Below are 10,251 nucleotides of genomic sequence, written 5' to 3'. Positions count from 1 at the left end.
GCGTTCGGTAACACTTAATTATGAGTCAACGATCCCCTTTTAATTACTCGCTGGGCAACATTTAATTTGAGGCAATTCGCACCGCCGAATATGGCTTGACATTGCTTATTATAGGAGTAGGCTCTACTCAATGGGGTAGAGGCCGATCGTATCTTGTTGATTATCAATAGATTTGACCCCCTATCCGTAAATAACATTGACCCCCTCAGTTTGCCTTTTTGAGTTTGTTTCTTAGCCTATAACTGGAGCCGTTACTATAGAATATTTTTAAACTCATTTTTTATGAAAGAGACAGCCGGTTTGATGCCATGAGCGACGTTTTGAAAAAGTCCCTCCGCTCATTAAGGAAAAGGCGGTAATATTTGTATGCCCACGAAACACAAGCGATTTAAACTCATTCTGGAGTACGATGGCAGCCGTTACAGTGGCTGGCAGAAGCAGAAGGATGCAAAAACCATCCAGGGGAGTCTCTTGCGGTGCGCAGGCGAACTTTTCGGGGAGCAGGTGGATATCCAGGGCAATGGGCGTACCGATGCCGGCGTCCATGCCTTGGAGTACGTTGCCCACCTGGAGGCAGCGACCGATCTCAGCCCGCAGGAGATCGTCCGGCGGCTCAATGACATTCTACCCCAGGATATAAATGTCCTGAAAGTGGAAAGGGCGGGCTCCCAGTTCCATGCCCGTCATCATTGCGTGGGACGCAGTTACCTGTATCAGATTGCCAAGCGTAAAACCGTCTTCCGCAGGCATTACGCCTGGTGGGTGAAAGACCCCCTCAAGGTGCCGGTCATGCGGGAGGCGTCAGCCTTACTGACCGGGATGAATGACTTTTCCTCCTTTACCGACCACCAGGCCATCAAGAAGAAGTCTCCCTTGGTTATGGTCAACAATACGTTGCTGCACGAAACTGACGACATCATCCTTTTCCGTATTGTCGGCTCCCATTTCCTCTGGAAGATGATCCGCCGGATCGTCGGCGTGCTGGTTGCCGTGGGAAATGGCAGCCTCAGTGTTGATGAGGTGCGGCGTTTTCTTGTGGAGCCGGTGAACTTGAACCGTTTTACTGCCCCAGCCCACGGCCTTTTCTTTGAACGTGCCTTTTACAACGATGAAGAGCTAAAAGGATTTATCAGTTCGGAAGAAATCCCGCCCACTTTTTTAAAATCCAGGTTTTTTCGCTTACTTGCCCTTTAATTGCTTAACCCATTCCGGCGGGGTCTGTGTCTTGTAGGTATTTGTAAGTGGTAGGGTATTAAATCAGTTGAAGGTGCTAAAATGAATGTCCGTGAACTCCGCCCGCTCCTACGCACCAGGTGCAGGCAAAGCACCTGACGTAGGCAGTGTGATAATGGCAGTTAAGACAAGACCCTGTGCCGCCACAATGGGAATTGTGGTTATGGCAGGCGAGGCAAAGGTCTCTGGAATGTGGATCGCTCCAACTCGCCACAGTGATTCCGTTGACGGATTTTCGGAGAAGATAAGGGCTGGGCGACCCATGATGTTCATGACAGTCGGTACAGCCGAGGATGAAATTAATGTAATTGGCCGTATGGTAGGGGTCTTTCAGGCTGCCCCAGTTGGAACAGTTTGGCTCTGAACATCCGCATCCCTGGTCGGTGGTGTTTCCGTCCACACCAAAACAGCGGGTGATGGATCCGTGATAATCACCGGGCAGGTAACATGTTCGCTGCGTTTGACCAAAATCGACTTTGCGAAGGTTTCTGCCCAGTGTCGTACTATAGATGTCATTTGTCGCATTGTGACAATCAGAGCAAAAGGTCACATAATCCGGCAGATTAGAACCATCGGTAGTGGACGAGCCATCAGGTTCATAGGTGGAGGTGGTATTATAGCGGTATGGGGCATGATATTGCCCACCATGGGCAGCGGCGAAGTCACTCATCTTCTCTCCGGGTTCATCCCCCCACATATTATCCCTGTCCGTCGGCCTGACGACAGGATAGCCTCTCGAAGAGAGATGCGGGTTATGACAGGTGTTACACGGGTTTGATTCGTTGCCGAAGGTGTCCGGCCATTTTGTCTTTACAAAGTCAAGTACATCCTGGAGATTGTGGGAAGAGCCGGATACGGGGTTAAAGGTATCATAGATATTATTGGGTGTTGCGAGAGTTACATTACCCCCAAACCAGTAACTATAGCTATAATTTGTCCGGTCGAAGGATACCTGCACCGAACCCGCCCCTTTATGGCAATAGTAGCAAAAGCCCTCTGTCTGACTGGTAAAATTATCCGCGAAGATGGCATATTTTGAGGCGCTTCCTCCGGCTGGATTAGGTTCTTCTCCATCAATACTGGCATGCTGTTCATGGCAGTGGCCACAGTGGCCTTTGGTATAGCCAATGGTAGCGGTAGCGCTCCGGTTGACTCCGTAGCCGGTATTCCCATGGGCCGAGTTAAAGTAGGTACCGGCAAAGAGCGCTTCGGCCCCGGATAACAACAGGCCGAGACATAGGAGTATGACGCGGCAACCACCTGGGAACAGTTTAAGACGCATGGAGCAGTGCATTGATGTTAGTCTGGAAAACTTTCTTGATGTAAGCGTTATTTTACTTATCGGCATGTTGGCTGAAAGTCAATAACAAGGTGAATAAAGAATATTTTCATATGTGATCAGGTGGAAAATAGTCGCGCTGGGTCATGTTCTTGTGGGCTTGTGCCGTAAAGTATAGATGAATATGCATCCTTAATTGAAAGGGATGTCGTGCACCATGGGAGGCGTCATGAAGGCTGGCATTTTGTCTTTCTTTTTTGTTTTGATCTTATGCTCTTGCAGTGGCTTATGTCTTGCCTTTGATCAGCCCACAGGAGATAAAGACTGCCACCTGACAATACTGTACTCGGGCAATACATGGGGGCATGTAAGGCCCTGTCCGGGTTGAGGCGACAGGATGCTGGGCGGTCTGGCCCGGCGGGCAGGGGCTATCGGGCAGATAAGGGGGCGCAGCAATTGTGTGTTATTGCTCGATGCTGGCGACAGCCTTTTTGGGAGGTGCAAGTATTCCCCGGGTGAGTTGCCGCTGGCCCGGGAAAGGGCGGACTTTATCTTAGAAAGCTATATGGACATGGGTTATCAGGCCATAAATATTGGACTGGAAGACTGGGCGGATAGCGACTTTCTGATCGCCAGGATAAAAGAAAAAAAGTACCCTTTTGTGGCCACAAATCTAAAAAGCGCTGATTCGGGTTTAGCCTTGCCTCCATCCTTCACTGTCATAGATGTTTGCGGCTGTAAGGTGGGCATCTTTGGTCTTATGAGTAATCGAATCGCACAGATTAAGGGGCATCCGGAGATAGTAGTAAGTGATCCTATGGTCGTGGTTAGGGACATTGTTCCCAGGCTGAAAAAGGAGTGTTCCCTTGTGGTGATGCTGTCTAACCTGGGGACCAGGCTGGATACGGACATCGCTAAAGAGGTTGACGGCCTGGACATCATTATTGAAAGCGGGAGCGGTGCCTTATGCACCCCGTGGAAGATAAAAAATACCTACTTATGTTCTCCTAAGGAGGAAGGCCACTGGCTGGGCCGCTTTGATGTAACCGTGACCCCGGGAGGTGAGATCAAACAGATCAGCCATCAAATATTGATACTCGATGAAAATGTTCCGGAAGATGAGATAATGCGCAAAGAAATAGAAAACAGGTTTTAACTGCCCCGAATGCCTCTTTTGGATTAGAGATGGTCATCTTTGGCCGTATGACAGACAAAACATCCGGTTTCCTTTGCCATGTTTTCGTAATCCCACCTTAGCATGTCAGGATAAGGGCTGCCATGGACCCGGTGACAGGAGAGGCACATGACCCTGTCCACTCCCGGGGTTACGGTGCCGGAAACGATACTTACAACGGGACGGGAGACCGGCGTCTGGGGATTATAGGCGGTGTGGGCGGCATATTCGCCCCGGTTGGGTATCTCGGTATCTCCGGCCGGATGTCTCAGCCAGTTTCCGGCCGCATCACGGTTGCGATTCTGCAGGTCCCAACTGTGATAGTCCCGGTGACACCCGGCGCAGAAGTCGCTGATACCCATAGGATTTGCAGAGCCCGGAGAGCATGGAGCAGCAGGTTTATCAGCGTCCCGGTATTCATTGTGATCTGCCTGGCCCACCGTCAGTTCCCAGTCAGGATCTTCAATTCCTTCCACTCCCGGCCTGCTGGAATGCGGCGGGATGTCAAATACCCAGGCCGGCCTACCCAGGAAGCGATAACACCCGTTTTCTTCTTTTACCACGCCGCCTGGAGCCGGGTCTGTGGCGTGGTGTCTGGGCACATGGCAACCTATACACCCATTGCCCCTGATAGGATTATGTAACCAGTCGGATCCCGGGCCAAGCCGGATACTGGCGAGAGATGCATGGCATCCGCCGAATCCGCAACCGACATTTGTTTCCGAAGCGCCCGGCGCCGAAGAATGGGTTTGATCCACGCTTATCACATTGTGCCCGTAATTGTCGCCGTTATGTTGAACGTAGTAGAAGTTTCCCCCAGCCGTCATCTGTGCGGGTTCAACCGTATTGTGAACAATAGGGATCGTACTCTCCCCAAGTGGCTTTGTCGGGGAGCCGTCGGTTGAGGAGTGGCAGCCAATGCACGTTGTGTTCAGCAAGTTGTAGCCCGGACCCCCGCGCTTTGCACTTTCCGTGTATATTTCCGCACCGTTTTGCGAATTGTGCATGGTGTGGCAATTCGCACAGGCGCCTTTTACAGACGCCCAACTTGCTGCAGGAATAAACAGCAAAAGGGCCGATAAGAGAAGCAGGATCATACAAACATGGTTTTTTGAGGGAGTCAGGCGCATGCCGAAAGCTTTACGCAATATATATGCCAAATTCATTGCTGCGAGGGAAATTGTTTATACGCGCAATCTTACACACATTTTGATCTAATATTCTAAAACGTTATGAATTACAAGTGAAAAAAACACGGTCTTGTGGAAGAGTATTTCCCTCGGTTGAGAAAAACTTTTCACACTATTGGTAATAGACTTCCATTTGCGCTTTTTCCTAAAACTAAACCGCAACAGGTGAGTGGACCTGTATTTGTTTCTATGGGTGAGCAAAGGGCAACAACTACGTCAGTGACAGGTATTGTTGCTGTTATGGGTTGGTTAAGCGCAAGGCCGATGTGCCTCGTCCCTTGGTTACTTACTCTTCAGTTCCTCAATCCATTCCGGCGGGACACTGGCGCGGTAGGCATCCCGGATGAGGTCCTCTTCAAGCATGTACTTGGCCTTTTGAAGTTTTTCTTCCAGTTCCGGCGTGATCTCCTGCAACCGCTTTAATTCCCGGTAGTCATCAATGAGCGGGCCCTGGTTAAGGATGATGCCTTCTTCGGTTCGTGTCCCCTGTCGTACCCTTCCCCGGCGTAAGGTCACTATATCTTCATTATTTTTTTTAACTTGCTCGGTTAACCGTTTGACCTCATCCTGCCACTTTTTCTTTTGCCCCAGCCACCATTCTTTATTCCGTCCCCTGACATCGGTGCGGGTATCCGGCTTTTCCTCCGATGATACTTGCGGCAGCACAGGTGATACGGGCGGCGCTGCGGATTTCTCCGGTGCGGGCGGCGGGGATAGCCGCCTATCTATGGTTTTTTGCTCTGCGCAGCCTTTAAATTTGGAAGGTACATTTTCCGGATTATCTGTGTAATGTACTACGCCCTTCTCGTCTGTCCATTTATATATCGTACCCTGGGCGAAGGAAATGGATGCAGAAATTACACAGACTGTAGCGATAACCAGCTTAAACCAAAAGGATATTTTCATCTGAAAATCCCCCTGTATACCCCTTTTCCAAAGGGGGAGTTGATGGGACCCCGTCTTTCCCCAAAGGGGGGCTTAAGGGATGCCCCCGTTTTAGTAAAGGAGGGATAAGGTCAGAGTATGAGCTCAACAAATACAGTAGTGCCTTTGCCTACCTCACTCAATATCTTTATAGTACCGTTATGCCTTTTTAATATCTCTCGGGAAACAGTAAGCCCCAGGCCACTGCTTATGGTCTTGGTAGTAAAGAACGGTTCAAATATTTTGTCCAGGACATCGGCGGGTATGCCCACTCCTGAATCGGCTATCTCAATGCGCAGGCGGGATGGCGGGGGATCCGCTACGTGGCTGGTTATGATGCGGAGGTGTCCTCCCTTGGGCATAGCACTTACGGCATTAGAAAACAGGTGGATGAAAACCTCCTCCAGCTTTTTCTTATCGCCTAATACCAGGGGCATGTCTTCTTCAAGGTATTGATGCACGGCAATGCCGCTCCTGGCAAGTGTATCTTCAAAGAGGAGCAACACATCTATAATCAACTTGTTGATATTTAACTGACGCTGTTCTATAGGAAATTCCGTAGAGTAAGTCAGTACATCATTTAAAAAGCGTTCCAGGCGACCGACCTCGCTTATGATAATCTCCACATATTTTTTTTCCGGCATTTTTAGCCTGGTCCGGCGCTGGATCAGGTTGGCAAAACCGCCGACAACGGTCAGCGGATTGCGTATCTCATGGGCGATTTTGGCGGAGATCTGTCCGATGGCGATCAACTTTTCCGCCCTAAGGAGATATTCGTGGGTCTCTTTAAGTGCCCTGGTTTTTTCATCAACGATCTGTTCCAAGAGGTCTATACGTCCTCTGATATCAATGGAACGGAGAAAATCGGACATTTCCTTGCCTGTCTTTCCCCAATCCGCAGCCGGCTTTACCTGCCAGGAACAGGCGGGGTCGCCTTTGCCGCGACAGGCTGTTTCTAAACAGAGGGCGGTATGACCGATAACGGCGCTGACATAGCCCGATACCAAGCCTTCCAGGGTCCAGCATACGCTATGTTTTTCCAGCCCGAAATGTTTGAGGTGTTGCTCGACCTCAAAGGAATCCAGCCACTTTCCTTCCATATAGAGATGTTTTTTGTCAGGGGCAACCGCTATTTTGATGTCAACAGGCTGGGCCAGGCCCTTTATAGTGTGTAAATCGCAGACTGCCTGCAGCCGTTCCCGGTCGTTTTCCCAGGAAAAGTCCTTGGCCAGATTGACAGCCTCTACATAACCGGCCTGGTACCCTAACCGGAAGAGGACCCCCTTGGTTATCTCGTCGCCCAAGGTGTTAATAAGATCCTTTCTTAAAAAACCCAGCCCATCCGTGGAAAAGAGCAGGAAACGATTTCTACCCAGATGGATATGTCCGGCTTGAAAGTCGATCTTCATTGATGCAGCCAGGTCTTCAGGCTTCATAATCATCTCCCGGGAGCGCTGTTTGTGTTGTCAGATTAACCACAGAGCACACAGAGAAACAAAAAGGTATTAATAAGTTTAAAGTTCAAATCAATGACAAATCCCAAAGCTCAATAATCAACTGACACTATTGTTTTCTTTTTGTTCCTTGGAAAATCTTTAATTTTCTCCGTGAAACCTGTGGCTATTTTACCGCCATGGACGGACGGAGCGAAACAATTGTATCAGTTTTGGGGTCAGGAATACAACCAAAAAGGTATAAGCTCGTAAAGGAATTTAAAATCTTAGCCCAGGATGCCGATAAAAACAGATGAATACATTCCACCGGAGTGGACTGTCTTTAAACAGGATGTCTTAAATGGCTATTGCAGACCAAAAAATACCGCCGCTTACCCGGAAGATAACGGTTGTTTTTACGGATATAGTCGCCTCCAGCCTCTTTTTCAAGACATACGGTAACCTGGCCGGACGCCGGATGCTCGAAGAGCATAATAAGATGCTCATCCCAATCATTAAGGAACACAGCGGTCTTGTAGTCAAGACGGTCGGCGACTCTATCATGGCTTACTTTTTAAATCCCGCTGAGGCCATAAAATCAGCGATAAAGATGCAGAAGAGACTGACTCAATTTAACTTAAACCAACCGCCAAATCACAAAATCCGTATCCGGATAGCTGCCCATTACGGTGACGGTCTTATCGAACAGGAGGATATTTTTGGGGATGTAGTCAATGTCGCCGCCAAAATATTACCTCTGGCGGAATCAGATACTATCTATGTGAGTGAGGAGGTAAGATTAATTATTGGCAACGGGTTGCCGCTTCGTTATGAAGAGGTGTCTCCGGGTGACGACTCCGATTTGCCGGGCCAGGGGGTCTATCGGGTATTGTGGGAAGACGATTTGGATCTATTGCCCGTAACCAACATTATCATTCTGGTCAATCCGGTTCCATTTCTTGGTGAGAAGGCTTTTGGCAAAAAGTGGCCGTTTTTTCTCCAGGCTGTATATAGCTACCTGAATGAAGGGGCCACTGAAACCAGGATTCTGGAAAATAAGATGATATTTTCCTGCTATGACAATCTGCCCGAGACTTTATCGCGCCTTCTTGATCTGTTGGTTGCCCTGCGGGGCAAGTATTTAATGGAAACACCCCTGGAGAGCCTCCCCCTTCAGATTATTCTGCATAAAGATACAACGAACTGTAAAGATGACTCCTTTGTTGGAGCGTTGTCCATAGGATGGGAAAACTTAAAACCGGATGTTGTTTACCTGACAAAGCCGGCCTATGATTCCTGGCTGGAAAACAGGCCGGGAGACTGCGATTTTAAGCTGGTTCCGCACGGCAAGGACATTTACCGTGTGGAGACAGACGGTGCAGGCCTTATAGAAGATAGAGTACTTTTCCCACATCGTGAGATCATGGCCTTGGGCAACAGAAGGGAGTGTTTTTACTGTGGCTCGCGTCGCCACCACTTAAGCGCCTGCCCCTCAAAAAATCTGCAACTTCCAGCCAAGACCCTTACGCAAATAGGCCACTTATCCCTTGACAGGGTGAGCCGGTGTTTTTCCCGGGCATTCAACAACCCGGAACAATACAACGAAGGCCTGGCTAACCTTAAAGAGAGTGACCTGCAGTCTATTTCCGAACAGAATGAGGCGCAGATAGCTTATCACGCCTTTTTTGATCTTATGGAGATATATCAACTGAGATTTGTACGGCGGGTCTGGCGGGCAGAGGCCACCGGCTGGAATAGGTTCCTGGGTGCCGAGAGCGGGCAGAAAGAGGAAGGCGGGACGTTGTGGCTGGCCATGGATTGCCTCCGCGTAGGACAGCTGGAAAAAACTGAACATTTTTTAAAAGCAGGTGAGGATAAAAGCGGCAGAGACTACAGGCTTTACATGCTCAAGGGATTTCTCCATCTGGAAAAGGAAAACCATTATGAGGCCCTTTACCAGTTTGAAAGGGCGCGGGAACTTTCAAATAATCCCTTACAACGCATTTATACACTTTTTTTGGTTGCCCGTATCCATGAGATACTTGAAGATTATGGCAAGGCAGAGGAGCTGATAAACAGTATTATATTTCTTGAACCCCAGTGCGTAGAGGCCCATTATCGCAAGGTGGCGCTGCTCACTAAGATGGGCCTTTACGACTCGGCCATGAGCAGGTTAAAAAACATTATATTGCAACAAAAAGACTTTTTCCTGCCCGCCCTCATTGACCCTCAATTGCTTTCGATGCAGAGAATCCTGGAGCCGCTCCTGGCCGGGATGCTTGAAGAGTCACGACTCAGCGCCACCGATGCCGTTCAGCGGGCCGAGACCGCGATTAATGTCCTTGATGACTGGTTGGAAAAAGAAGAAGAGGCCTACAAGGAAAACAGGACGCTGGCAGATAAGATGAGGCAACTCATGGCACAAAACAGCTATTTGGGCTATACAGAGGCTGAAGATATCGCCCGTTCGCTTGCCAGCCGTTGTCGTCAGGTTCTTATCAATATGAGGGCAGGCTTTCACAAGATAATCTTATTATATGGTCATCAGATAAAAGGATATGAGCTCTACTGGAAGGCATACCCGCTTAAGGGGCTTTTCAAGGTCGTAGAGCCCCGGTTGCAGCAGATCCGGGAGAAGTTAAATTATGCGGCGGCCCTGGCCGGAAGAGATGAGGCCAGTCTGTTTAAGCGGGCTCGAACCCTTGTGGATGAGATGGCAGCGGACCTGAAGGAAATGGTTTCTGTCGTGCATAAGATGGAACTAACGGAGAATCTTTTCCGGAACCTGCGGCAGTTCGGGAAACGCGTATTGATATTAGAAGCCGTAGTGCTCATCCTGGGGATAGCCGTGTACCCCGTTATTCTTTTTTATGTAAACCGTCTCTATCCGGTATTTGAATGGAATACCTTCAATGACCTCTGGCAACATCAAAAAGGTGTTCTGTTCATCGGGGGCATAGCCGGATTTCTCACGGCAGTGGCGCAGACCTTTAAAGACATCTGGCGATCCTGATGTAA

Annotated in this window: 7 protein-coding genes; 3 read left to right on the top strand and 4 right to left on the bottom strand. The window is 49.2% G+C overall.

Annotated features, from left to right (window positions below; translation table 11 throughout):
- Positions 1-366: 366 nt before the first annotated feature.
- Positions 367-1,194, top strand: coding sequence for a tRNA pseudouridine(38-40) synthase TruA (gene truA, locus RDU59_07480; protein MDQ7838318.1), 828 nt, complete (start codon positions 367-369; stop codon positions 1,192-1,194).
- Positions 1,195-1,270: 76 nt separating this feature from the next.
- On the opposite strand, the gene RDU59_07475 is transcribed toward truA, so the two are convergent.
- Positions 1,271-2,515 (bottom strand): cytochrome c3 family protein, encoded by a 1,245-nt coding sequence (locus RDU59_07475; GenBank protein ID MDQ7838317.1) that lies wholly within the window; start codon positions 2,513-2,515, stop codon positions 1,271-1,273.
- A gap of 394 nt (positions 2,516-2,909) precedes the next feature.
- On the opposite strand from RDU59_07475, the gene RDU59_07470 reads away from it, so the two are divergent.
- On the top strand, positions 2,910-3,668 hold the full coding sequence (locus RDU59_07470; GenBank protein MDQ7838316.1) for a hypothetical protein: 759 nt from the start codon (positions 2,910-2,912) through the stop codon (positions 3,666-3,668).
- 23 nt (positions 3,669-3,691) lie between these two features.
- Here RDU59_07470 and RDU59_07465 read toward each other — a convergent pair whose 3' ends face one another.
- From RDU59_07465 to RDU59_07455, 3 genes are all read right to left on the bottom strand, one after another.
- Positions 3,692-4,513: a cytochrome c3 family protein gene (locus tag RDU59_07465; protein ID MDQ7838315.1), complete on the bottom strand. Its 822-nt coding sequence runs from the start codon at positions 4,511-4,513 to the stop codon at positions 3,692-3,694.
- Between the two features lie 645 nt (positions 4,514-5,158).
- The gene (locus tag RDU59_07460) at positions 5,159-5,782 is read right to left on the bottom strand and encodes a DUF4124 domain-containing protein (GenBank protein MDQ7838314.1); all 624 of its coding nucleotides are present in this window, start codon (positions 5,780-5,782) and stop codon (positions 5,159-5,161) included.
- 110 nt (positions 5,783-5,892) lie between these two features.
- Positions 5,893-7,236 carry an ATP-binding protein gene (locus tag RDU59_07455; GenBank protein MDQ7838313.1) on the bottom strand — a complete coding sequence of 448 codons (1,344 nt, stop codon included), beginning with the start codon at positions 7,234-7,236 and terminating at the stop codon, positions 5,893-5,895.
- Positions 7,237-7,594: 358 nt separating this feature from the next.
- Between RDU59_07455 and RDU59_07450 the strand changes: the two genes are divergently transcribed.
- Complete coding sequence (locus tag RDU59_07450) at positions 7,595-10,246, top strand: adenylate/guanylate cyclase domain-containing protein (protein ID MDQ7838312.1); 2,652 nt, start codon at positions 7,595-7,597, stop codon at positions 10,244-10,246.
- Positions 10,247-10,251 lie beyond the last annotated feature (5 nt).

This window comes from Thermodesulfobacteriota bacterium (assembly GCA_031082315.1).
Classification (GTDB): domain Bacteria; phylum Desulfobacterota; class QYQD01; order QYQD01; family QYQD01; genus QYQD01.
Note: the sequence above shows the minus strand (reverse complement) of the source record. Positions and strands in the feature narration are given on the sequence as shown.